Raw genomic sequence first — 23,097 nt, forward strand, 5'->3', positions numbered from 1 at the left:
GTTGGATTGCGTCAATCCATTGATATCATAGGACAGTTTAAAAACGCAATAAAAGATGGTTGTCTGACTATCAATATTCGTGCCAGCGTAGCACCTGAAATATTGAGAGAAAGCACTTTAAATATTCTTGAAGATCTGAAACTGAATTTTGGCTTCGCAGTGGATGATCTGGATTTAGAAGCTTTCAGACCAGGTTACCCAACCCCGACTTATCATATGTAATTTAACCAATCATCGCCTAATCAGCGATATTAATTATCACTGTGAAGCGGTTCGACCCACTGCACCAAGAAAAGTGACAATATTTTGATGTGAATCTTAGGAATTTGCCGAATAATACAATAATATCTTAATTAATGCGTTGTATAAGGGAGAGTACGCCCAGGTAAATTCATACAATTCAACATTAAAGATGTAAAATAAAAAAAGAACTTTGGTGAGTAGTTATTATTTTGTCGTTCTAATATTTCTATGTGGGTATACGCTTAGATGCTAATTTTTCTTCTTTAACCAATTTAATTTAGAAAGAGTTAGTACAAAATCACAATAAAACTGTACGTATGAACTTCAAAATGATAAAATAGAAGTGCATTAATACGGAGGTATATGTATTATGGGACAGAAAGACCAAATAATGAACCTGATTAAGAAGAAAAACGGCCAGATTGAGACAAAAGATGTAGTTGATCAGCAATTACGAAAAGAAGCATTGGCGCAGCTTGTCAAAGAAGGGGCGTTGATTCGGGTAAAGCGAGGTGTTTATATGCTGCCGGAAGAAACAGTTGATGAGTTACATATTATTCAACTAAAAATTCCAGACGGTATTTACTCATATGGAACTGCCTTTTATTTTAATGGTTTATCCAATCGAGTTCCGGAAATCTATCATATCAGCGTCCCTCATGGAAGAAATATGACTCGTATAAAGAGGGAAAACTCAAATGTTATTTTTCATTATCCTAAACAAGAATATTTTGAGCTTGGTAAAACAACAGCTCAAACTTCCTTCGGCGCATCAATTTTTATTTATGATGCCGAACGTTGCATTCTAGATTTGATTAAATATCGCAAAAAAATGGATATGAAACTGTTTAATGATGCAATGAAGCTTTATTTTGAAGGAAATGACAAGAAATTGTTAAGGCTTAGTCTCTATGCTGAAAAAATGGGAATGGAAAAAGCTTTGAGGGTTTATACAGAGGTGTTATTATGAAATCACCGGAATAATTAAAGGGAGCTATTAGAAATATGGCAAAAGAAAAAGAAATTGGGGCTGGTTCTTTACTCCAGATGTTTCTGTTTGAGCGGATTCTTGCTCGATTGTCGCATTCTAAATATCGTGATAAATTTGTTTTAAAAGGTGGTCTGTTAATTGCATCGATGATTGGTGTGGATCAGCGAACGTCAATGGACATGGACACCACAGTTAGAGGATTACCAGTCAATGAAGAACTGATTAATAAGATACTGGAAGAAATCTTGCTTTTGCCATCGGATGATGAAATTGTGTTTTCCCTCCAGGGATTAAAATCGATTCGGGAAAAAAATCAATATGAGGATTATTGTGCGACAATCTTTGCGGATTATGGAAAGATACATGGTGTTCTTAAGGTGGATATTACAACTAAGGATGCAATCACACCAAGGGAAGTAGAATACACGTACTCTTATTTATTTGGTGATGGGGAAGCTTCAATTATGGTTTATCCAGTTGAAACGATTTTGGCAGAAAAATACGAGACAATCTTAAAACGTAATATTTTGAGCACTCGGGCAAGAGACCTGTATGACTTATATATGCTTTATCATCTATATAACTCGAGAATAGAAGCGAAAACTCTTGCATTGGCAGTAGAAAACACGGCAAAAATACGGAATTCTTTAGACGAGATTCGTCTGTATGAATCAATTTACAAACTTATTAAGATAAATACAGCACAAAGGTCTCTTTGGGAAAATTATCAAAAGGAGAATGAGTTTGCCAGGGAAGTCAATTTTGAGGATGCTCTTGATTGTATTCTAGCAATAGGTCAGATAATTAATTTGAGTTAGAATTATTTAAAATTTTGTATGGAAGTGTTCTAATAGAAAAATAGGCTGTAACCTGCGACCAGAAAGTTCCTCAATATCATGTTGAAAATAGCAATCCCGCTATGTTCTCACCAAAGGTATATGAACTTGCCCAACATGAACTAACAAGTGAAACCATAAAGTGCACACCTTTCCAGACACGAAATTAAAATTACTCTGATAAATCCCCTGATTTGAAAAATTGCTATTTAAAAATTTAATTATGATCAATAGTTAATGTGCTGGAGGTAGCTGATTTATAAGAAGTTTAAGAATAGAAAATGCCACCATTCACCATTTGTACACATCAAGGATAATATAATGAGCTTAATGGACAGGTTAGGGAAAAAAATAGTGTATAAATAAAATAAATTTGAATCATTGGATTGAAAAACTAATGAATTTCTTGCGAATCGCATATTAAAGGGGTTTTAAGCGTTTATTCATGTTGATAATAATTATCACTGTGAAGTATTTCGACCCACCGTCACCTAAAAAAGTGACAATATTTTGATGTAAATCATAGGAATTCGCTGAATAATGCGATGATTTCATAAGTGATTCTTAATTAAAATCGACCTTTTGTATTAATTAATGTCGTGCATACGGGAGGGTACTCCCAGGGCACACCAATTTTCGTATATTAGAGCCGTTTCGGCTCTTTTTTTGTTTGAGGAATACATTGCGTATGCACGATAACTTTAATGAAATTTCAAGTATTCACCATTAAAAGGGGTGCTTTTTTATTTTTTGAAAAAATATTAGTATTTTGAAAAAATGGATTTTCATTATTTCTGTTGGATTTTCCAAAGTGCCAGCTGATGATTAAGTGGACGTGCTAAATATACCGGTTAAAGGAACCATGGTGTTCGACGGTTGGTTCCTTTAATCGTCCCGTGTAGGAATTCATGGATAATCCGATGAAGTATCGCAACTGAATTTATTGAGAATGAAAACGAGGACATGCTGAAACAGGATTGTGAGAGAAAGGCCTTTAAACGACTGGCAGAAAAAATAAAAGAGAGCTATCCACGCCTTCCGATCTGCATTTTAGATGACAGCCTGTATGCCTGCGCGCCAATCATTCAAATATGCGAGGAAAACAAATGGGGATAACTGATCCGTTATAAAGACGGGAGCATCCCGACCCTTGCCCAGGAGTATCAGACGATTCTGGCAATGGGCGAAAATAAGTGCGTCATCAGGAATGAAGAAAAGCGCTATCCACGAAAACCAGAGGAAACGATAAGTCTGAAACATCCAGAGTATTAAGCAAACCCATTTCTCGATACCCGGTAATCATACGGTTGATATGCCTCACTGAGCAACCGATTCTTAATGCGGCAGCCTTCTTATTTCCATTCGTGTCCACAAGCAATTTTATTGTCTGGTATTTCAATTCTTCATTCATTTTTAAAATAACCTTTCTGATTGTCCTATCTCTTTCTAAATATATCTGATACATATTTTCCGAGGTTATATCGTACACTAGGACATTATCATAAATGGTTCATAATTCAGTACTGGCACAATGTGGAGGCACTTGACTTTAATTATAAGGTATTATATAATCGCACCAGATAAATACGAACGCAAAATGGGGTACACCACCGAAAGGGTGTCGATCTCGTTTTGTGTTTTTTTTGTTGAAATTTTTGAAAGGAAATAGAAGGATGAAAGTGAATGGAGAGGATCAACCCATCAATGACAATCAAAATTTATTGGGGTTTTTAGAAAGCAATCAGTACGATATCACAAAAATTGCGGTAGAACGTAATGGACAAATCATACCAAAATTAATGTATCACCAGGTTAACCTCAAAGATAATGATGCATTGGAGATTGTCAGTTTTGTGGGAGGTGGTTGAGATGGAGCTCAGCATCAATGGAAAAAAAATGGACTCTCACTTCAAAACTGCATTTGAAGTGAGAGAGCATATCGGAGATCATAATTATATTGTCATCTTAAATGGCTTTCAAATTGAAGAAAACTCTGAACTCAAAGAAAGAGATCAATTAACGATCATCAGAAAAGGTCTCATACCGAAAAGAGAAGAGCTTGAAAGCATGATGATGTCCAGGCATACCCCTTATGTCCATGAAAAATTGAAAAAGGGAAAAGTCGCCATTGCCGGATTAGGTGGTCTTGGATCAAATATTGCCATTATGTTAGCAAGAATCGGGGTGGGTCAGTTGCTGCTTGTGGATTTTGATGTTGTTGAACCAAGCAATTTAAATCGCCAGAGTTATTACATCAGTCATTTAGGAATGGCGAAAACTGAAGCTTTGCAAAAACAAATCGTGGAGATCAATCCATTTATAAAAGTAGAAACCCAAAAAATCAGAGTTACAGAACAAAATGTTAAAGAACTGTTTTATGGATTTGACATTATTTGTGAAGCCTTTGATAAACCGGAGGCAAAATCCATGCTGGTGAACAATGCATTAGAGGAACTGCCAGACATTAAAGTCGTTTCAGCTTCCGGGATGGCAGGCTATGACAGTGCCAATCTGATTAAAACACGCAGACCCATGAAAAATTTATATGTTTGCGGAGATTTTGAAAACGGTGCTAAAGTGGGAAGAGGTCTGATGGCACCAAGAGTACATATTTGTGCAGGTCATCAGGCAAATATGATTTTACGGCTGTTATTGGGAATAGAAGAAATTTAAGGAGATAAAAATGAATGATCAATTGGTAATAGGTGAACACTCGTTTAAATCACGTTTTATTTTAGGTTCAGGTAAGTTTTCACTGGAAATCATGAAAGCTGTTGTAGAAAATGGCGGGGCAGAAATCATAACCCTGGCACTCCGGCGAGCAAATCTGGGGGGAGAAGAAAACATTTTAGATCACATACCTAAAAACGTTACTTTGCTGCCAAATACATCAGGAGCAAGAACAGCAGAAGAAGCGGTAAGAATTGCACGGTTGGGAAGAGAAATTCACTGTGGGAATTTTGTGAAAGTGGAAGTTATCAGGGATTCGAAATATCTGATGCCTGATAATTATGAGACCATAAAGGCAACGGAAATCCTTGCAAAAGACGGATTTATCGTCATGCCTTATATGTATCCGGATTTAAATGTGGCAAGATCCCTGGTGGATGCCGGTGCAGCTGCTGTCATGCCACTGGCCTCTCCCATTGGAAGTAACAGAGGTTTGAGCACCAAAGATTTTATTCAAATTTTAGTGGATGAAATTGACCTGCCGATCATTGTCGATGCCGGGATCGGCCGACCATCACAAGCCTGTGAAGCCATGGAAATGGGTGTGGATGCAGTGATGTGTAATACAGCGGTAGCCACGGCAAAAAACATTCCACTCATGGCAAAAGCTTTTGGACAGGCCATTAAGGCTGGGCGAAACGCTTATCTTGCTGGGGTTGGTCGGATATTAAATGATATTGGAGAGGCATCCAGTCCGTTAACGGGATTTTTGGAGGATTAGTGATGACGATAAAGCGAACAAACCCTATGGAATATAGTAAAGGTATGGAAATCATTGATTCTGATATGATGGAAAAAATATTGAAATTATTGGGAAACTATGATTATCAAGAATATACGGATGTGGATGTCAAACAGGCCCTATTAAAAGAACATCTTTCAATAGATGATTTTGGAGCCATCCTATCACCTGCAGCCATGCCCTATTTAGAGAATATGGCAAAAAAAGCTGTTTCTGAGACAAGAAACCATTTTGGAAATGGTGTTTGTCTCTTTACTCCCTTGTATATTTCAAATTACTGTGAAAATCACTGTATTTATTGTGGCTTTAACTGTAAAAATAAAATTCGCCGGGGAAAACTTTCTGTTGAAGAAATGGATGGTGAGCTTAAAGCCATTGCAAAAACCGGGTTGAAAGAGATTTTAATTTTAACCGGAGAATCACGTCATCAGTCAGGTGTCCCATATATAGGTGAAGCCGTTAAATTAGCGGGAAAATATTTTTCAACCATCGGTATCGAAATCTATCCCTTGAATTCAGATGAGTATGCGTATCTTCATGAATGCAGCGCAGATTTTGTTTCGGTTTATCAGGAAACCTATAATATCAATAAATATGAACAGGTTCATTTAAGTGGATCAAAGAGGGTTTTTCCCTATCGATTTTACTCCCAGGAACGTGCTTTACGGGGCGGTATGCGTGGCGTTTCTTTTGGGTCTCTTCTGGGACTTGACGACTTTAGAAAAGATGCTTTTGCCACAGGGTTGCATGCGTTTTTGATACAACAAAAATATCCCCATGCCGAGATTGGCTTTTCAACACCGCGACTCAGGCCCTTTATTAATAATGCGGATAACAATCCCAATGATGTTCATGAAAAACAGCTTTTACAGGTGATGCTGGCTTACCGATTATTCATGCCATATGCAGGCATTACCATTTCAACTCGGGAACGAGCGGGCTTTCGGGATAATGTCATTGGAATGGTGGCAACAAAAATTTCAGGGGGTTCTCTTGTTGGCATTGGTGGCCATAACCTCGAAGAGAAGGGCGATGAACAATTTGAAATTTCTGATCCCCGAAGTGTATCAGAAGTACATAATATGATTATAACCAAGGGATTACAACCTGTTTATTCTGATTATATCAGGGTTTAGAAATTGAGTACATAAGAAAAAGAACGAATGAAGGGATGAGAGAAGCCAATGCTTATTTGTGTAACCAATCAGAAACTCTGTAATGACGACTTTCTAAATCGAATCAACCTCATTGCTCAGGGAAAACCACAGGCCATCATGTTAAGAGAAAAAGATTTAAGCATGACAGAATATGAAAAGTTGGCCATAAAAGTAAATGAAATCTGTAGAAACAATCAAGTGAATCTGATTATCAATCAAAAGATTGAAATAACAATCAAGTTGAAACTTAAAAATATCCAATTATGCATGGATGATTTGAGAAAATCCAAAAAAGAAATAAGCGAATTTGAACAGATCGGTGCTTCAATTCACTCAGTGAATGATGCAAAAGAAGCTGAAAAATTAGGAGCTACTTATTTGATAGCAGGACATATCTTTCCAACCGACTGTAAAAAAGGAGCTGCCCCAAGAGGACTATCTTTCTTAAAAGAAGTGTGTGATTCCGTTAAAATACCGGTGTTTGCTATTGGTGGAATCACAAAAGACAAGCTTGAAAATGTTTTAAATACAGGAGCCAAAGGCGTGTGTATCATGAGTGAAGCAATGACTTGTTTAAATCCCATTGAGCTTGCCGGTGAATATAGAATTTTAAAAAAGAAACTAATCTTGGAAACAAAAAACTAAAAAAACAAAATTTTCAGAACTTAATAAAAACTGGATTATGATCGTCAACTGTTTATAGACTTATTAAATTAAACTCTTTACTTTCAATTAATTTAGTGATAAACTGAAAAAAATTAAATATTGTAATTACGCTTGGGGTGCCGAAAGGCTGAGAGAAAACAACGTTTTTAACCCATTGAACCTGATATGGTTAGCACCATCGTAGGGAAGGCATTAATTTCTAAACAAATTATTTGACTCGCCCATTTTGGTGCGAGTCTTTTATTTTGCCTTGATCAAACAAAATATTATTGAAAGAAAATAATAGCAGGTTCAATTATTATAATTTTAATGCAAATAAATATGAACAGGAGAATAAAATGAATTACACCACACAAATGGATGCAGCGCGAAAAGGTATTATGACCCCGGAAATAGCGCAGGCAGCGGCCTCAGATGCTTTAAGTCCACAGGAACTTATGGCGCAGGTGGCAGCAGGTACCGCAGTGATTCCAGCCAACAAGAATCACAAGAATTTAAAACCAACAGCCATCGGCAAGGGATTGACAACTAAAATAAATGTGAATCTCGGGATTTCAGAAGACTGCTGCAATTTCGACAATGAGATTGACAAAGTAAAAACCGCAGTGAGTATGAAAGCAGATGCAATTATGGACTTAAGCTGCTTTGGCAAGACACGGGAATTTAGAAAGTTGGTTATTGAAACATCTCCAGTCATGCTTGGAACAGTACCGATTTACGATGCCATTGGCTTTTATGATAAAAATTTGACAGATATTACCGCAGAAGAATTTTTAAAGATTGTGGAAATTCAGGCACAGGATGGCGTGGATTTCATGACAATTCACCCTGGGATCAATCGTGAAACTGCACGCCGATTTAAAAAGACAGGAAGATTAACAAATATTGTATCCCGTGGTGGTTCTTTGCTTTTTGCCTGGATGGAACTGACGGGAAATGAAAACCCATTTTATGAGTACTATGACAAAATTCTCGATATATTTGAAAAATATGATGTAACGGTAAGTCTTGGAGATGCCTGTCGTCCCGGGTGTATCAATGATGCCACCGATGCCGTTCAAATTGAAGAGCTCATCGTCCTTGGTGAACTGACAAAACGTGCCTGGGAGAGAAATGTTCAAGTGATGATTGAAGGCCCGGGGCACATGGCACTCAATGAGATAGCTGCCAATATGCTGCTTATGAAGAAGCTTTGTCATGGAGCACCTCTTTATGTATTGGGACCTCTTACGACTGATATAGCACCGGGTTATGATCACATCACCAGTGCCATCGGTGGTGCTTTGGCAGCTGCCAGCGGTGCGGATTTTCTTTGCTACGTCACACCCGCAGAACATTTGCGTTTGCCGGATATGGATGATATGAAAGAAGGCATTATTGCGGTAAGGATTGCCGCTCATAGTGGGGATATCGCCAAAGGGATCACGGGCGCGACGGATATTGACTATAAAATGAGTACTGCCCGGAAAAACCTTGATTGGGAAGGGATGTTTAATCTTGCGTTAGATCCGATAAAGCCTCGTCGTTATCGTGAAAGCTCACAACCAGAACACGAGGATAGCTGTACAATGTGTGGCAAGTTATGTGCGGTGCGTACCATGAATAGCGTATTGAGTGGCAAAAAGGTTGACCTAAAGTGAGGTGCCGATAATGAAAAATATGAAACTATCTCTTAGGTAGTACTTATAAAGATTTCAGGACTTTGAAATTAAGGTTAATGCAAGACAGCCTGATATAAGATATAATGTGAATAGGCCAATGAATTTTCTCAATCAAAATCAGTGCATCTTTTAATGGGAAGAATCATGAGAATAATATTTGCCGGCTGTTCGAATTATTTTTAGAAAAGGATGAATGCGATGGAAATCGATTTACAAAAACTGGAAAAAAACTGGAAAAATTATGTGGAGCACGGTATTTTAGATGAACAAACTCGCCCCATTATCCAACGTTCCTGGCTAGACTGTAAGGAAAAAAAGTTGGATGTTAATGAAGGCAAAGGGGAATCCATAGACAGCTCGCAACTTCAAGTGGTGTTAGACGAAAATCGAGAGCTAATAAAAGTTGCAAAACCGATTATGCAAAATCTTTATGAAATCGTTTTGTCGTCCCACTTTGTTTTGGTTTTAACCGATAAAAATGGGGTTCTTTTGGAAACCATTGGAGACGAAGTGGTCAGTTTAAAAGCGACGGAACTTCGATTTTTAAAAGGAACGGTTTGGACCAATGATGCTGTGGGAACCAATGCTATCGGGATTGCTTTGGATGAAGATACAGCGGATCATGTGGTGGGTGCTGAGCATTTCTGTAGTGCCCATCATAAATGGACGTGTTCCGCAACGGCCATTCATAATGTTAAAGGGGAGATCATTGGTTGTCTTAATATGTCCGGTGATAGCCAAAAACTTCATTCCCATACCCAGGGTGTTGTGGTTGCTGCAGGATATAGCATCGAAAATGAACTTGCCCTGTCCCATGCGTATCGTTCAATGGAGGCCTCTTTAAACAGCACTGAGGATGGTATCTTTGTTACTGATGAAAAATTAACCCTGCAATGGATGAATTACGGTGCTCAAAAAGTACTCAATATTAACATGGATGAGTTTAATTCGATAGGGTTTAAGGAAATATTCAGAAAATTGGATATTCCCACAGAAAACTGGAACCATGATGAAAACACTTATTATTATACGGATGTTACTGCCCATATTGGAAATCATAAAATTCAATGCAGTGCCAATGTTTCGGCAATATGGGAAAGTGAAACAATTCAAGGCTATTCCATTGGAATACGAGAGATTAAACATCTTCATAGTGCGGTTAATCGTGTCATTGGAAATGTGGCCAGTTATTCTTTTGATGATATTATAACCGGAAACAGTAAAATGCTGAAGGTTATAGAGTCGGCTAAAAAAATGGCGAAAACAAAATGCTCAATACTGATTGAAGGTGAAAGTGGCACAGGAAAAGAACTCTTTGCACAGGCGACTCACAACTACAGCAGTTTTTCAGAAGGACCATTCGTGGCAATAAACTGCGCATCGTTACCTAAAGATCTATTGGAAAGCGAACTGTTTGGTTATGAAAAAGGGGCATTTACCGGGGCATCCAAAGAAGGCAACCCTGGAAAATTCGAACTGGCGGAGGGCGGAACAATTTTTCTTGATGAGATTGGAGAACTGCCATTAGAAGTTCAATCGAAACTATTGAGAGTGCTTGATGATTATAAAGTAAGAAGAATCGGTGGAAAAAGTGAAAAAAAACTTAATCTCAGGGTAGTGGCCGCAACGAATCGAAATTTACTTGAAGAGGTGAAAAATAAAAATTTCAGACAGGATCTGTATTATCGGTTGAATGTTCTTAAGATAGACATCCCACCTTTGAGGGAACGCAGGGAAGATATTGAACTAAGTGCAAATTATTTTCTTAGGAAATTAAAGAGGGAATATAATAAAAATGTTGCCGATAAATTCAGTCCTGAATTTATTAATTATCTTAAGGAATATAATTGGAATGGAAATGTAAGAGAATTGCAGAATGTAATAGAAAGAGCCTATTATTTGTGTGATGAAAGAATCATCACTGAGAAATATCTATCCGAAAATATTTTAAGAAAAGAACTGTTGAACCTTGATGTTGTTTCATTGGAAGATACGGAAAAAGGAAACATCATAAAGATGATCATGAAATGCAATGGAAATGTTATTGAGGCCGGGAAAAATTTAAATTTAAGTAAATCAACGATTTATAGGAAAATAAAAAAATACAATATAAATTCCGAGATAGGGCTTTAGATTTCCCATAAACGGGAAAAAACTCCCTTTTATCGACCCATAAATGGGAAAAGCCAACTAAAATATTGTTTTTGTGAATTTTTAGCAGGGAAAAAGGATCAATTATGGGAATTCAGTAAATTGATGTCATAGAAATTATATTTGATTAGACTCACGTCAGGCATAAATGCTTAGCGTGAGTCTTTTTTTATTATTGTACCAACTTAAAGATGGTATAATATCATCTTTAAGTTGGCATGATAATTGCGTTATATATCAATAGATCGATTAGAAAGGCGGTTAAAATATTTAATAGTAGCGTATATGGTTTTAGAACGATGAGTAAACCCTGATTTTTACACAGGTAATATTAATACTCAGGGTTAAGTGAGGTGTTCTAAATAATGAAGAGTCGTGTGATTTTACATCGGAATTGAATGAGTGAGGAATCGACACAATTGAATGATACGGAAACTTAATGTTTTGAATTTATGTAAACGAATAATGTTCTAATAAAAAATAAAGAAAAGGTGGGGATCGTTTTGAGTATATCAAAAGTTAACGCGATAGATTTATATAAAACCATGTTAAAAATAAGAAAGTTTGAAACAACAGCTAAGGACTATTTTGCAGAGGGAAAAATTCCCGGTTTTGTTCATCTCTATATTGGTGAAGAAGCCATTGCTACAGGAGCCTGTGCTAATTTAAACGAGGATGATTATATTACCAGTACTCATAGAGGTCATGGACATATCATTGCTAAAGGCGGAGATTTGAAACTCATGATGGCTGAGCTTTTTGGAAAAGCTACCGGATTAGGAAAAGGTAAAGGCGGTTCGATGCACATTGCCGATGGAACAAAAGGGATACTGGGTGCTAATGGGATCGTTGGTGCAGGCCATGATATAAGCTTAGGCGCAGCATACAGTGCTCAGTACAGAGGAACACAACAGGTATGTGTATGTTTCTTTGGGGATGCTTCCACAAATCAGGGAACATTCCATGAGTCGTTAAACATGGCTAGCGTATGGAAACTTCCAATCGTTTATATATGTGAAAATAATTTATATGGTATTTCTACATGCCAGGCTAAACATCAGGCAATAAAAGATATTTCTGTAAGAGCTGCTTCTTATGATATGCCCGGCATTACCATCGATGGAAATGATGTTTTTGCTGTAAGTGAGGCAGCTAAAGAAGCAATAAAAAATGCAAGAGATGGCAAAGGACCTACACTTATTGAATGCAAAACTTATCGCCAGAGAGGACATTTTGAGGGGGAGCCTGGAAATTATAAACCAGTTGCAGAACAAGAAGCGTGGCTTAAAAAAGATCCTATTCCCAGAATGGAAAAACTGATGTTAGATAACAAGATAGTAAATGCAGATGAACTGAAATCCATACAATTGGATATAGAAGAACAAATAAAAGCTGCAGTGAAATTTGCTGAGGATAGTCCATTGCCACCACTGGAATCAATGGTGGAAGATGTTTATACCGATATTACAGAGGAGATGAGAGTAAGATGAATATCACATTTTTAGATGCAATAAAAGAAGCAATGAGAAGAGAAATGAAAAAAGATGAAAGTGTCTATGTTTTAGGAGAAGATGTAGGATGCTTTGGCGGATGTTTTGGTGCTACAGCAGGTCTTTTTGATGAATTTGGAGATAAAAGAGTAAAAGACACTCCTATTACGGAAGGAGCAATTATTGGATGTGCAGTAGGTTCTGCAGCTACCGGTTTAAGACCAGTGGCAGAGCTTATGTTTAGTGATTTTTGTACGGTTGCAATGGATATGATTGTCAATCAAGCAGCAAAAATGAGATATATGGTTGGAGGAAAGATCACGCTTCCAATGGTAATAAGAATGCCTCTTGGAGCAGGCGTTTCGGCATCTGCCCAACATTCACAATCCCTGGAAGCTTGGTTTACACATATTCCGGGTCTTAAGGTAGTATATCCAACAACTCCGGAAGATGCGTTAGGATTACTTATGACTTCTATCGAAGACGATAATCCAGTCATTTTTATGGAACATAAACTTTTATATGGAGTCAAAGGTGAAGTGCCTGATGATATTAAACCGATACCTTTAGGTGTGGCCAGGGTGCACAGAAAAGGAACAGATATAACGGTCATTGCCACGGGTAAGATGGTTCATGAAGCTATCGAAGCTGCAGAACAATTATCGAAGGAAGGAATTTCTGTTGAAGTATTAGATCCAAGAACATTATATCCTCTTGATAAAAAAGCAATATTTGAATCAGTCGAAAAAACACATAAAGTACTTGTAATCACAGAAGAAAATAAAAGAGGTGGTTACGGCGGAGAAATTTCTGCGATGATAAGCGAAGAATGCTTTGATAGTCTTGATGCTCCGGTAGTTAGAATAGGTGCCTTAAATGTTCCGATACCATTTGCGAAATGCCTTGAAGAAGTAGTAATTCCAAATGCAAAAGATATTGTTAACGGAATTAAATCACTGTTCTAGTCCGCTGTTCTAGTCAAAAAAGGAGGGTACCCCTCCCTCCTTTTAAAATTAGGGTGGTTGTTTATGAGTAAAATTGGGATAATTTTAAACCCTTCTTCTGGACCTGAGACCAGAGTTCATCTTGCATAAGTTGGGCTTTCTTTAATTATGGGGTGCGAAAATTTGCGAAGAGAATGAGTAAGTCAATTTTACGAAAAGATGCTTAAGCAAGTTTCTGAAGAAGGGATTTTAAAAACAACAAACGATTAAAAATAAAAAATGGGAGGATTAATATGGCGAAAATTATAGTAATGCCAAAGCTTGGCTTAACAATGGAGGAAGGAACCATTAGTAGATGGATCAAAACGGAAGGGGAAAATATAGAGGCAGGAGAGGCACTGCTGGAAGTGTCCACTGATAAGTTAGTGAATGAAATTGAATCAAGTGAAAGCGGCGTGGTTAGAAAGATTTTATTCCCGGAGGGGGAAAATGTTAAGTGTTTAGAACCAATCGCTATTATTGCTGCTTTAGATGAAGATATATCGAATCTACTTGAGGAAACTGGTACAACTGGAGAAGTTGAAGTTGAAAAAGAAGTTGACGCCCAGATTAAGTCGGTGAGAGTTGAAGGAGAAGTTCCAGGCAGAATAAAGGCAGCGCCAATAGCTAAAAAACTCGCAGAAGAAAAAGGAATTAATCTTGAGTTAGTAACAGGTACAGGCCATAACGGAAGAATAGTGCTTAAGGATGTCGAAGATTACATTGAAGAAAACAAGACGAAAATTTCTCCAACAGCTGCCAAAATGGCTAAAGATCTGAATGTTAATGTAAATGATATTGACTCTAAGGGAAGAATTATGAAAGAAGATATATTAAAAACATTAGGAACAAACGAGGAAACGTCACTCATTAAAACGCCTGAATTGGATGAAATAGTGATACCTTCAATGATGAGAAAAATAATTGCAGCTAGAATGCTGGAAAGCTGTAGCATATCTCCAATGGTAACTTTTAATATGGAAATTGATACATCAGCACTGAAAGAATTCAGAGAAAAACTTAAAGAGAGTTTTAAAACAGCAAATGCTAAATTAACGTATAACCACCTGTTAATGAAAATTGCTGCTAAAACTTTAAAAGAGTTCCCATATATGAATGCCAGCTTTGATGGAAAAGAAATAATACTCCATAAATCTGTAAATATCGGTCTTGCAATATCGATTGAGGGCGGACTGATGGTTCCCAATATAAAGAATGTTCAGGATAAATCTCTTCTAGACATAGCATTAGAAACTGAAGAAATGATTATAAAAACAAAAGAGAATAAACTGCTTCCTGATGATGCGGTTAGAGGAACTTTTACCATAAGCAATATAGGAATGTTTGGTATCGCTACCTTCTCACCCATAATAAATCAGCCTGAATTAGCAATTCTTGGAGTCAATGCAATTGTTGACAGAGTGGTTGCTGTTAACGGTGAAATAGTAATCAGGCCAATGATGAATTTAAGTTTAACGGTAGATCATCGCGTAATAGATGGCGCTATGGCAGCACAATTCTTGAAGAGGTTCAGGGATATCGCTGAAAACCCTTTGTTATTGTTAATGTAGGGAATCGACAAAACCAGCAAGGAACAGTTTGAAATATAATATTTAATCAAATTTTAATAATGTCTAAAGGAGGATTTGAAAATAATGGCTAATAGTGATAAAAAAGAAAATAACGTTGAAAAAAAAGTTCTTATTATAGGTGGAGGACCTGGTGGCTACGTAGCGGCAATCAGAGCAGCTCAGCTAGGAGCAAAAGTTACGGTCATCGAAAAACAATGGCTTGGCGGAACTTGCCTAAATGTTGGATGCATACCAACGAAAGTACTTTTACATACGGCAGAAATATTAACTGAAATGAAACAAGCAGATTTAATAGGAATAAGCGTAGAAGGAAATTTCGATGTCGATTGGGCATCTTTGCAAAATAGAAAAAAAGCCGTTGTAAAGAAGCTTGTAGACGGAGTCAAATATCTGCTTAAAGCTAATAAAGTTGAAGTGATTGAAGGCAAAGCATCCTTTATTGATAAAAATACCGTTAAAATAGATAAAGAAGATGGGTCATCTATGGAAATGACTGCAAGCGAAATCATCGTGGCAACGGGATCAGAACCTTTTATACCACCAATTAAAGGATCGGATTTAGAAGATGTCATAGACAGTACGGATGCTTTATCGTTAGAAAAAATTCCTGAAAGTATTGTTATTATAGGGGGAGGTGTTATTGGAACTGAGTTTGCAACTGTATTTAACAGCTTAGGTTCTAAAGTCACAATCGTTGAAATGCTGCCATATATCCTTCCCCCAATAGACAGAGAAATCGGAGAAATGACGAAAAAAACATTGAGTAAAGAGGGAGTAAAAATATATACCGGAGCCAAGGTAACGGGTATTGAACAAGGCGAAAATGGCATTATTGTTTCAGTTTTGCTTGGTGATAAGGAAATGAAAATTGAGGGAAACAAAGCTCTGGTAGCAGTTGGGAGACGAGCGGTAGTAAAAGGATTAAATATAGAAAATGCCGGGGTTGCACTTGACAGAGGAAATATTGTAGTTGACAAGAGTATGAAAACAAATGTTGAAGGAATATATGCGATAGGTGATGTAACAGGGATTAATATGCTTGCCCATGTAGCTTCTGAACAGGGAGTGGTAGCGGTTGAAAACATAATGGGAATGAACACTAAAATGGATTACAAAGCCGTTCCGGCATGCGTATATACCAAACCGGAAATTGCTGCAGTAGGTTTAACGGAAGAAGAAGTAAAGGAAAAGGGTATCCCTTACAAGGTTGGAAAGTTCCCTTTGGCAGCCAATGGAAAGGCACTTATCATGAATGAAACAGGTGGTTTCATAAAGATTATTGCAGATGAGAAATATGATGAAATTTTAGGAATACATATATTAGGGTCAAGAGCGACGGATATCATTGCAGAAGGAGCACTGGCTTTAAGGATGGAATGCACACTGGAAGAAATCATAACGACAATACATGCACATCCAACCGTGGGAGAAGCAATGAAGGAAGCCGTTCTTGCCGCCAACAAAAAAGCGATCCATATGGTCAATGGGTAACTAAGAGATGCTATTTGTTAAGCATAGCAATACAGATCCCTATAAAAGCCATGCCATAGAAGAATTCTTGATGAATAAGTTTGATGAAGATTGTTTTATGTTGTGGAAAAATGAAAAGTGTATTCTAATCGGTAACTATCAGAATGCTTACAGTGAAATAAATACGGATTATGTAAAGCAATATAATATTCCTGTTGTAAGAAGAATTACAGGAGGAGGCACGGTATTTAACGATGAAGGAAATTTCAATTTTTCATTTATTAGTTGCAATGTTGGTGAGGATTGTTTTGATTTTAAAAAGTTCACGACTCCAATTGTCCGGGCTCTCAACAAACTTGGTATTAAGGCCGAACTATCCGGAAGAAACGATTTGACCATAGAGGGTAAAAAGTTTTCTGGAAATGCTCAGTACAAAAGTAAAAATAAGGTGCTGCACCATGGTACCCTGCTGTTTTCTTCAAATATATCTGATTTAGCTAATGCATTGAAAGTTAATCCGATAAAGATTGAAAGCAAGGGAATAAAATCCGTTAAAAGTCGGGTCACTAACATTTGTGATTATCTTAAAGTTTCCATGACAACTGAGGAATTTAAGGAGTATCTTTGTAACGAAGTCTACAGTAGCACTGAAAATGCAGAAATTTATGAAATTACAGAAGATGATTGGAAGGAAATTAATCAAATAGCAGCAAAAAAGTATGCAACCTGGGAGTGGAACTATGGAAAAAACCCTCAGTTCAATATGGAAAGAGAAAAGAAATTTATAGGTGGCATCGTTAATGTTTCTATGAATTTCAATCAAAACAGAATTCAAAATGTGAAAATTCATGGAGATTTTTTCAGTCAAAAGGATATAACGGTTATTGAAGATGCTTTAATTGGAGTATCTTATGATCAAAAGTCAATATATGAGGCTCTGAAGGATTTTGATATGCAGGAATATTTTATGAACATATCCAATGAGAACATTTTGGATGTATTAATTTAATGAGAGGAGCGTAAATGATCTCTAAAAATAAACCGGAGTGGTTAAAAATAAGAATAAAATCTGGAGCTAATACGGGGAATGTGAGTAGTATATTAAAAAAATATACTTTGAATACTGTTTGTGCTGAAGCAGACTGTCCCAATGCATATGAGTGCTTTAGCAGAGGTACCGCAACATTTATGATTTTAGGTAAAAATTGCACCAGAAACTGTAAATTTTGCAAGGTTATTAAAGCTGAACCAGAAGAGTTGAACCCAATAGAGCCGATAAATATCGCGAAAGCTATCAAGGAAATGGATTTAAAGCATACCGTTATCACCTCTGTGACAAGAGATGATCTTCCGGACGGGGGAGCAGGTCATTTTGCCAGTACGATTTCAGAAATTAAAAAAAATTGCCCGAATGTTACGATAGAAGTGCTCATTCCTGATTTTAAAGGGGAATATGATTCTTTAAAAAAAGTTGTTGAAGCTAAGCCGGATGTCCTAAATCATAATGTTGAGACAATATCGAATCTCTATTCTTCAGTAAGACCCATGGCAGTATATAAACGTTCTTTAGAACTCTTGAAAAGGGTTAAAGAAATAGACGACAGCATATTTACTAAGTCCGGATTTATGGTTGGTCTTGGTGAAAATGCAGAGCAGGTTATAGAACTTCTAAAGGATTTAAAAAAGGTGAACTGCGATATTATTACAATAGGACAGTACCTACAGCCTTCAAAAGAGCATTATGAAGTTAAGGAATATGTAAAACCTAGCAAATTTAAAATTTACGAAATAGTAGCCAAGAATATGGGATTTAAATTTGTCGCCGCAGGGCCATTTGTCAGAAGTTCTTATCATGCAGAAGATGGTTTGAATAGTTTGAATTGAGATTAGTTATATCCTGGATCCTAGGTCGTATTTCCGAAATTTATACGGAATATTAAAAGTTTTTATTAATCTATCCTCGAACCTTTCATAAAATTGCATTAAGTTATAAGTTTATCTGTTTACGGGAAATTGGAAAATAACAAAAATAAAGGAGATAAAATGAAAGCAGCAGTATGGTATGGAAATAAAGATGTTAGAGTGATGGATGTACCTGAGCCACCGGCACCTCGTAAAGGGGAAGTGAAAATCAAGGTCGAATGGTGTGGAATTTGCGGATCCGATTTACATGAGTACATTGCCGGTCCGATTTTTATACCAACAACGACACCTCATCCGTTAACGGGCAAAATAGCACCACTTATTCTTGGACATGAATTTTCCGGGACGATTGTTGAAGTGGGGTCAGAGGTTAAGGGGTATAAAGTAGGCGACAGAGTTGCCCCAGATGCCTGTCAAGTATGCCATGAATGTAATCCATGCAAAATTGGAAAGACCAATGTTTGTGAAAAACTGGCATTTACTGGCTTAATGGCAGATGGTGCTTTTGCGGAATACGTTAATGTTCCGGACTATACCCTGTATAAGATTCCAGATAACATGTCCTTTGAAGAAGCGGCTTTGATTGAGCCACTTGCAGTAGCGGTTCATGCTGTACGCCAGGGACCCCTTGTTGAAGGTGATAGTGTTGTTATTTTTGGAGCAGGAACCATTGGATTGTGCACGCTTCTCGCTGTTAGAGCGGCTGGCGCTGGAAAAATATACGTAATAGAATTAGCAAAAGCAAGAAAAGAATTGGCGAAAAAATTGGGAGCACACGAAGTTTTAGATCCCAGTGAAATTGATATTAATACAAAAATTAGGGAACTTACAAACGGCATAGGACCGGATGTCGTATTCGAATGCATCGGCAATGATAAGGTAACGCCTACAGCCATCGAAGTTGCTAGATCCGGGGGTAAAGTTATCCTTATGGGAGTTTATGAAAAAGAAACTAGTCTTCAGATGAACGCGGTCGTATTTACGGATAAAATCATTATTGGTTCATTAGCCTATGCAGGAGATTTCAAAACGGCAATTGATTTAGTATCCGATGGACGTATTGATGTATCGCCACTGATAACTGGAAAGATACACCTTAATGATATTATCGAAAAAGGCTTTGAAGAACTGATCAATAGAAAAAACGAAAATGTAAAAATCATTGTAAAACCAGTTTAACAAAAATCTGATTAGGAAACTTCCGAAAAGTTCAACATTCAAAGATAGTGATACGATGTGCATGGTTTATCATGAATATTGAACAACACATTGTGCTTATTTGCGTCATTTGTTTTGAAATAAGTGCTTTTCGGAGTTTTCATTAGTACCTGATTTTCCGTTTAATAGATAACCTCATAAGTCAATGCAAATGAATATGGGTCCGGTAGAGGAGGTTAAGAATATGAAAATAGTCTGTATCGGGGACAGTATAACACATGGGTATAAAATTAGAACTTCACAAATCTGGACAAGCTTAATTCAAAAAATCAATGAAGTTCAGGTTTTGAATAAAGGAATTATTGGAGATAGTACTACAAATATGGTAACAAGATTTCATGAGGATGTTATCGAAAACAATCCTTCTCATGTCATTATTATGGGTGGAATCAATGACTTGATTAGTGGAGTACCAACTGATGTTATTTGTGAAAACGTATTTGCCTTAGTTCTTCAAGCTTATGTGAATAATATCATTCCAATAATAGGCGTTCAATTTCTTACCGAACCATTAACAGCTGCAGAGTATTGGCCAGATGTAGATGATTTTATCAAGTTAAATAAAAAATTATCAGATCTGAGAAGATTGCTTTTAGAATTATCAAAAACATACCGTATAAAAATCATTGATTTTTATACGGAAATGAAGAAACACATTAAAGCAGGAAATAAATTAAATATCTATATTGACGGATTGCATCTAAATGTTTTAGGTAACGAGATCATAGCCAGTGTAGTAAACACTTATTTAAACAAGACCTATTCAAAAGTCAAGGCGGTTCGATTCCCCCAGCTAAATTTAATAAGAATAACAAGTGTTTAATTCTTTTATGAGAGAAAACGTTTAAAGAAGAATATGGAAATAGTAAAGAGTATCTTTGCTATTTTTTGAAATTTAAAATATTTGGAGGATAAACATATGACTGCAACCGGTGAATTATTAGATATGGCTGAGATTGACATGACAGAAGAAAGTGGTCAACCAATCAAAGATGGGGAATACGGCGTATTTAACAATATGAACAACGCTATCGATGCAGCTTATATTGCCCAAAAAAAATACATGAAACAACCAATGGCCTTCAGAAGTAAACTGATTAGTGCGATGAGAGCCTTCATGCTTAAAAAAGAAAATATGGAAGTGATTTGTCAAATGGCTGTTGAAGAAACAGGTATGGGCAATTACGAACATAAACTTTTAAAGCACGAGCTGGCAACAACAAAAACACCGGGGGTTGAAGATCTTGTATCTGAAGCATTTGCCGGAGATCATGGATTAACGTTAATTGAGCATTCACCTTTTGGTGTTATCGGAGCTGTTTCCCCGTCAACAAACCCCAATGAAACCGTGATCTGCAACTCCATCGGCATGCTTGCCGCCGGGAATACCGTTATTTTTGCCCCTCATCCCAGTGCTAAGACAACCAGTGCTCTCACAATTAAACTTTTAAACAAAGCCATTATGGAAGTCGGAGGTCCGGAAAACTTAATTGTTACCACCGCCAGTCCATCCATTGAAAGTGCAAATATTATGTTTACCAGCGATAAAATCACGATGTTATGCGCTACCGGTGGTCCTGGTGTTGTAAAAATCGTATTAAAAAGCGGGAAAAAAGCCATCGGAGCCGGCGCAGGTAATCCGCCTGCCCTGGTTGATGAAACAGCAGATATTGAAAAAGCGGCAAAGGATATTATTGATGGTTGCTGCTTTGATAATAACCTTCCCTGTATTGCAGAAAAAGAAGTGGTGGTTGTCGAACAGGTTGCAGACGATCTTGTAGCGAACATGAAAAAGAATGGGGCCTATGAATTAACCGATGCGGCAAAAATAAAGGAATTGGAAGAGCTGGTTATTCCCGGTGGCAGACTCAGTCGTGATTATGTGGGAAGAGATGCAAAAACAATTTTAAAAGGCATTGGCATTGACGCAGATCCAACAGTTCGGGTTATTATTATGGAAACTAGTAAAGATCATACCTTTGCCGTTGAAGAACTGATGATGCCGGTTTTACCCATTATTCGGGTTGAAAATATTGCCGAAGGGATTAACGTTGCTGTGGATTTAGAACGGGGTAATCGACATACAGCGATTATGCATTCGACAAATGTTAATAATCTGAACGAAATGGCAAAAAGAGTACAAACCACTATTTTTGTTAAAAACGGCCCTTCCTATGCAGGAATCGGTGTAGGCGGCGAAGGTTATACAACCTTTACGATTGCCGGACCAACCGGCGAAGGCCTTACATCCGCCAGGACCTTTACCCGTAAAAGAAGATGCGTATTGGTAAACCAACTTTCTGATACTGAAGCAGCATTTCATTATACTACTTTCGCAGAAAATTACTAGTGTTCGTTGTAGTGTTACTTAAATGTTAAATAAATATCAATGTATTCTTTATGACCACAACTCTTTTTTAATTTCCACAATATATCAATTGAAAAAGACTGATGTTATCATTTTCACATAGACAAGGGTTGGAAAAATTTATTATAAAATGAAGGGAACAAAATGAATTATTCCCATCGTACCTGGGTAAGCGGTTGGTACAGCAAACAACGGCTTAAAGTCGCAAAGCTTCACGAAACTATTGTCAATCAGAGAAAGGACTTCCTGCATAAACTGTCACGGCAGATAACCAATGCCAATGACGTGGTGTGCATCGAAGATCTCGACATGAAGGCGATGTCCAAAGAAACCGATACTCTCAAACTGGGAAAGGCCACTGCCGACAAACAGTGGAAAATTATCGAAGAGGATTGGCGAAATCGGGAAAATTTCGGAAGCTACAATGATGATATTTTGTCATTTATATAGCAAGAAAAAAATAATTTAGTTTATTCTTAAGGAGAAAATTTAATGCCTAAAAAAATGATGACAATGGATGGAAACAATGCAGCGGCACATGTGGCCTACGCTTTTACTGAGGTTGCTGCTATTTATCCAATCACACCTTCATCCACCATGGCGGAGTATGCCGATGTGTGGGCTTCCCAGGGTCGAAAAAATATATTTGGTCAAATTGTAAAAGTTTCTGAAATGCAATCTGAAGGCGCCGCCGCGGGCGCTGTTCATGGTTCATTGGCGGCAGGCGTTTTAACAACAACCTTTACTGCTTCGCAGGGATTATTATTAATGATCCCGAATATGTATAAAATTGCCGGTGAATTGTTACCGGGTGTTTTCCATGTGACTGCGCGTGCTTTAGCAGTACAGGCACTGTCTATTTTTGGAGATCACAGT

At 37.3% G+C, this 23,097-nt stretch carries 22 protein-coding genes, 1 pseudogene and 1 riboswitch; of the genes and pseudogenes, 22 read left to right on the forward strand and 1 reads right to left on the reverse strand.

Features of this window, described 5'->3' with window-relative positions; translation table 11 throughout:
* The 4 genes from VIK44_RS10805 to VIK44_RS10820 form a co-directional block, all read left to right on the forward strand.
* Positions 1-222, forward strand: a 222-nt coding sequence (locus VIK44_RS10805) for a hypothetical protein (RefSeq protein ID WP_331553904.1), incomplete at its 5' end; no start/stop codon positions are given.
* A 412-nt stretch (positions 223-634) separates the two neighbouring features.
* Positions 635-1,213: a type IV toxin-antitoxin system AbiEi family antitoxin domain-containing protein gene (locus VIK44_RS10810; protein ID WP_331553905.1), complete on the forward strand. Its 579-nt coding sequence runs from the start codon at positions 635-637 to the stop codon at positions 1,211-1,213.
* A gap of 35 nt (positions 1,214-1,248) precedes the next feature.
* A complete protein-coding gene (locus VIK44_RS10815; protein WP_331553906.1) occupies positions 1,249-2,052 on the forward strand; it encodes a nucleotidyl transferase AbiEii/AbiGii toxin family protein in 804 nt (267 codons plus the stop codon).
* 981 nt (positions 2,053-3,033) lie between these two features.
* Positions 3,034-3,186 carry a hypothetical protein gene (locus VIK44_RS10820; RefSeq protein ID WP_331553907.1) on the forward strand — a complete coding sequence of 51 codons (153 nt, stop codon included), beginning with the start codon at positions 3,034-3,036 and terminating at the stop codon, positions 3,184-3,186.
* Between the two features lie 85 nt (positions 3,187-3,271).
* Here VIK44_RS10820 and VIK44_RS10825 read toward each other — a convergent pair whose 3' ends face one another.
* A complete protein-coding gene (locus tag VIK44_RS10825) occupies positions 3,272-3,481 on the reverse strand; it encodes a hypothetical protein (RefSeq protein ID WP_331553908.1) in 210 nt (69 codons plus the stop codon).
* A gap of 262 nt (positions 3,482-3,743) precedes the next feature.
* Here VIK44_RS10825 and thiS point away from each other — a divergent pair, with 262 nt between their 5' ends.
* The 18 genes and pseudogenes from thiS to VIK44_RS10915 all read left to right on the forward strand — a co-directional run.
* Positions 3,744-3,938, forward strand: coding sequence for a sulfur carrier protein ThiS (gene thiS, locus VIK44_RS10830; RefSeq protein ID WP_331553909.1), 195 nt, complete (start codon positions 3,744-3,746; stop codon positions 3,936-3,938).
* A 1-nt stretch (position 3,939) separates the two neighbouring features.
* Entirely contained in the window at positions 3,940-4,743 is an 804-nt protein-coding gene (gene thiF / locus VIK44_RS10835; protein ID WP_331553910.1) for a sulfur carrier protein ThiS adenylyltransferase ThiF, read from the forward strand.
* Positions 4,744-4,753: 10 nt separating this feature from the next.
* Positions 4,754-5,521, forward strand: a complete 768-nt coding sequence (locus VIK44_RS10840) for a thiazole synthase (protein WP_331553911.1) — start codon at positions 4,754-4,756, stop codon at positions 5,519-5,521.
* A 2-nt stretch (positions 5,522-5,523) separates the two neighbouring features.
* Positions 5,524-6,678, forward strand: a complete 1,155-nt coding sequence (thiH, locus tag VIK44_RS10845; protein WP_331553912.1) for a 2-iminoacetate synthase ThiH — start codon at positions 5,524-5,526, stop codon at positions 6,676-6,678.
* Between the two features lie 48 nt (positions 6,679-6,726).
* Positions 6,727-7,344 carry a thiamine phosphate synthase gene (locus VIK44_RS10850; RefSeq protein ID WP_331553913.1) on the forward strand — a complete coding sequence of 206 codons (618 nt, stop codon included), beginning with the start codon at positions 6,727-6,729 and terminating at the stop codon, positions 7,342-7,344.
* 123 nt (positions 7,345-7,467) lie between these two features.
* Positions 7,468-7,570: riboswitch (TPP riboswitch) on the forward strand.
* Between the two features lie 133 nt (positions 7,571-7,703).
* Positions 7,704-9,005, forward strand: coding sequence for a phosphomethylpyrimidine synthase ThiC (thiC, locus tag VIK44_RS10855; protein WP_331553914.1), 1,302 nt, complete (start codon positions 7,704-7,706; stop codon positions 9,003-9,005).
* A gap of 219 nt (positions 9,006-9,224) precedes the next feature.
* Positions 9,225-11,159 (forward strand): sigma-54-dependent Fis family transcriptional regulator, encoded by a 1,935-nt coding sequence (locus VIK44_RS10860; protein WP_331553915.1) that lies wholly within the window; start codon positions 9,225-9,227, stop codon positions 11,157-11,159.
* 563 nt (positions 11,160-11,722) lie between these two features.
* Complete coding sequence (locus VIK44_RS10865) at positions 11,723-12,667, forward strand: thiamine pyrophosphate-dependent dehydrogenase E1 component subunit alpha (RefSeq protein ID WP_331553923.1); 945 nt, start codon at positions 11,723-11,725, stop codon at positions 12,665-12,667.
* A complete protein-coding gene (locus VIK44_RS10870) occupies positions 12,664-13,632 on the forward strand; it encodes an alpha-ketoacid dehydrogenase subunit beta (protein ID WP_331553916.1) in 969 nt (322 codons plus the stop codon). The genes VIK44_RS10865 and VIK44_RS10870 overlap by 4 nt, the downstream gene beginning before the upstream one ends.
* A 272-nt stretch (positions 13,633-13,904) precedes the next feature.
* A complete protein-coding gene (locus VIK44_RS10875; protein ID WP_331553917.1) occupies positions 13,905-15,221 on the forward strand; it encodes a dihydrolipoamide acetyltransferase family protein in 1,317 nt (438 codons plus the stop codon).
* An 84-nt stretch (positions 15,222-15,305) separates the two neighbouring features.
* Positions 15,306-16,733 (forward strand): dihydrolipoyl dehydrogenase, encoded by a 1,428-nt coding sequence (lpdA, locus tag VIK44_RS10880; RefSeq protein WP_331553918.1) that lies wholly within the window; start codon positions 15,306-15,308, stop codon positions 16,731-16,733.
* Positions 16,734-16,740: 7 nt separating this feature from the next.
* Positions 16,741-17,721, forward strand: a complete 981-nt coding sequence (locus VIK44_RS10885; protein ID WP_331553919.1) for a lipoate--protein ligase — start codon at positions 16,741-16,743, stop codon at positions 17,719-17,721.
* Positions 17,722-17,738: 17 nt separating this feature from the next.
* Positions 17,739-18,596 (forward strand): lipoyl synthase, encoded by an 858-nt coding sequence (gene lipA / locus VIK44_RS10890; RefSeq protein ID WP_331553924.1) that lies wholly within the window; start codon positions 17,739-17,741, stop codon positions 18,594-18,596.
* A 159-nt stretch (positions 18,597-18,755) separates the two neighbouring features.
* Positions 18,756-19,814: a 2,3-butanediol dehydrogenase gene (locus tag VIK44_RS10895; RefSeq protein WP_331553920.1), complete on the forward strand. Its 1,059-nt coding sequence runs from the start codon at positions 18,756-18,758 to the stop codon at positions 19,812-19,814.
* 223 nt (positions 19,815-20,037) lie between these two features.
* Positions 20,038-20,676, forward strand: coding sequence for a GDSL-type esterase/lipase family protein (locus tag VIK44_RS10900; protein ID WP_331553921.1), 639 nt, complete (start codon positions 20,038-20,040; stop codon positions 20,674-20,676).
* A gap of 123 nt (positions 20,677-20,799) precedes the next feature.
* Positions 20,800-22,203 carry an aldehyde dehydrogenase family protein gene (locus tag VIK44_RS10905; protein ID WP_331553925.1) on the forward strand — a complete coding sequence of 468 codons (1,404 nt, stop codon included), beginning with the start codon at positions 20,800-20,802 and terminating at the stop codon, positions 22,201-22,203.
* A 162-nt stretch (positions 22,204-22,365) separates the two neighbouring features.
* Positions 22,366-22,671 (forward strand): transposase, encoded by a 306-nt coding sequence (locus VIK44_RS10910; RefSeq protein WP_331553922.1) that lies wholly within the window; start codon positions 22,366-22,368, stop codon positions 22,669-22,671.
* A 42-nt stretch (positions 22,672-22,713) separates the two neighbouring features.
* Positions 22,714-23,097: pseudogene (locus VIK44_RS10915) on the forward strand (pyruvate:ferredoxin (flavodoxin) oxidoreductase); the annotation flags it as partial.

Origin of the sequence: Acetobacterium sp., from assembly GCF_036508315.1 — a bacterium.
Classification (GTDB): domain Bacteria; phylum Bacillota; class Clostridia; order Eubacteriales; family Eubacteriaceae; genus Acetobacterium.

What these genes read in the sequence shown, in the direction of transcription:
- VIK44_RS10810 (WP_331553905.1), top strand. Translation starts at nt 635, where the DNA reads ATGAACCTGATTAAGAAGAAAAACGGCCAGATTGAGACAAAAGATGTA.
- VIK44_RS10815 (WP_331553906.1), top strand. Translation starts at nt 1,249, where the DNA reads ATGGCAAAAGAAAAAGAAATTGGGGCTGGTTCTTTACTCCAGATGTTT.
- VIK44_RS10820 (WP_331553907.1), top strand. Translation starts at nt 3,034, where the DNA reads ATGCTGAAACAGGATTGTGAGAGAAAGGCCTTTAAACGACTGGCAGAA.
- VIK44_RS10825 (WP_331553908.1), bottom strand. Translation starts at nt 3,481, where the DNA reads ATGAATGAAGAATTGAAATACCAGACAATAAAATTGCTTGTGGACACG.
- thiS (WP_331553909.1), top strand. Translation starts at nt 3,744, where the DNA reads ATGAAAGTGAATGGAGAGGATCAACCCATCAATGACAATCAAAATTTA.
- thiF (WP_331553910.1), top strand. Translation starts at nt 3,940, where the DNA reads ATGGAGCTCAGCATCAATGGAAAAAAAATGGACTCTCACTTCAAAACT.
- VIK44_RS10840 (WP_331553911.1), top strand. Translation starts at nt 4,754, where the DNA reads ATGAATGATCAATTGGTAATAGGTGAACACTCGTTTAAATCACGTTTT.
- thiH (WP_331553912.1), top strand. Translation starts at nt 5,524, where the DNA reads ATGACGATAAAGCGAACAAACCCTATGGAATATAGTAAAGGTATGGAA.
- VIK44_RS10850 (WP_331553913.1), top strand. Translation starts at nt 6,727, where the DNA reads ATGCTTATTTGTGTAACCAATCAGAAACTCTGTAATGACGACTTTCTA.
- thiC (WP_331553914.1), top strand. Translation starts at nt 7,704, where the DNA reads ATGAATTACACCACACAAATGGATGCAGCGCGAAAAGGTATTATGACC.
- VIK44_RS10860 (WP_331553915.1), top strand. Translation starts at nt 9,225, where the DNA reads ATGGAAATCGATTTACAAAAACTGGAAAAAAACTGGAAAAATTATGTG.
- VIK44_RS10865 (WP_331553923.1), top strand. Translation starts at nt 11,723, where the DNA reads ATGTTAAAAATAAGAAAGTTTGAAACAACAGCTAAGGACTATTTTGCA.
- VIK44_RS10870 (WP_331553916.1), top strand. Translation starts at nt 12,664, where the DNA reads ATGAATATCACATTTTTAGATGCAATAAAAGAAGCAATGAGAAGAGAA.
- VIK44_RS10875 (WP_331553917.1), top strand. Translation starts at nt 13,905, where the DNA reads ATGGCGAAAATTATAGTAATGCCAAAGCTTGGCTTAACAATGGAGGAA.
- lpdA (WP_331553918.1), top strand. Translation starts at nt 15,306, where the DNA reads ATGGCTAATAGTGATAAAAAAGAAAATAACGTTGAAAAAAAAGTTCTT.
- VIK44_RS10885 (WP_331553919.1), top strand. Translation starts at nt 16,741, where the DNA reads ATGCTATTTGTTAAGCATAGCAATACAGATCCCTATAAAAGCCATGCC.
- VIK44_RS10895 (WP_331553920.1), top strand. Translation starts at nt 18,756, where the DNA reads ATGAAAGCAGCAGTATGGTATGGAAATAAAGATGTTAGAGTGATGGAT.
- VIK44_RS10900 (WP_331553921.1), top strand. Translation starts at nt 20,038, where the DNA reads ATGAAAATAGTCTGTATCGGGGACAGTATAACACATGGGTATAAAATT.
- VIK44_RS10905 (WP_331553925.1), top strand. Translation starts at nt 20,800, where the DNA reads ATGGCTGAGATTGACATGACAGAAGAAAGTGGTCAACCAATCAAAGAT.
- VIK44_RS10910 (WP_331553922.1), top strand. Translation starts at nt 22,366, where the DNA reads ATGAATTATTCCCATCGTACCTGGGTAAGCGGTTGGTACAGCAAACAA.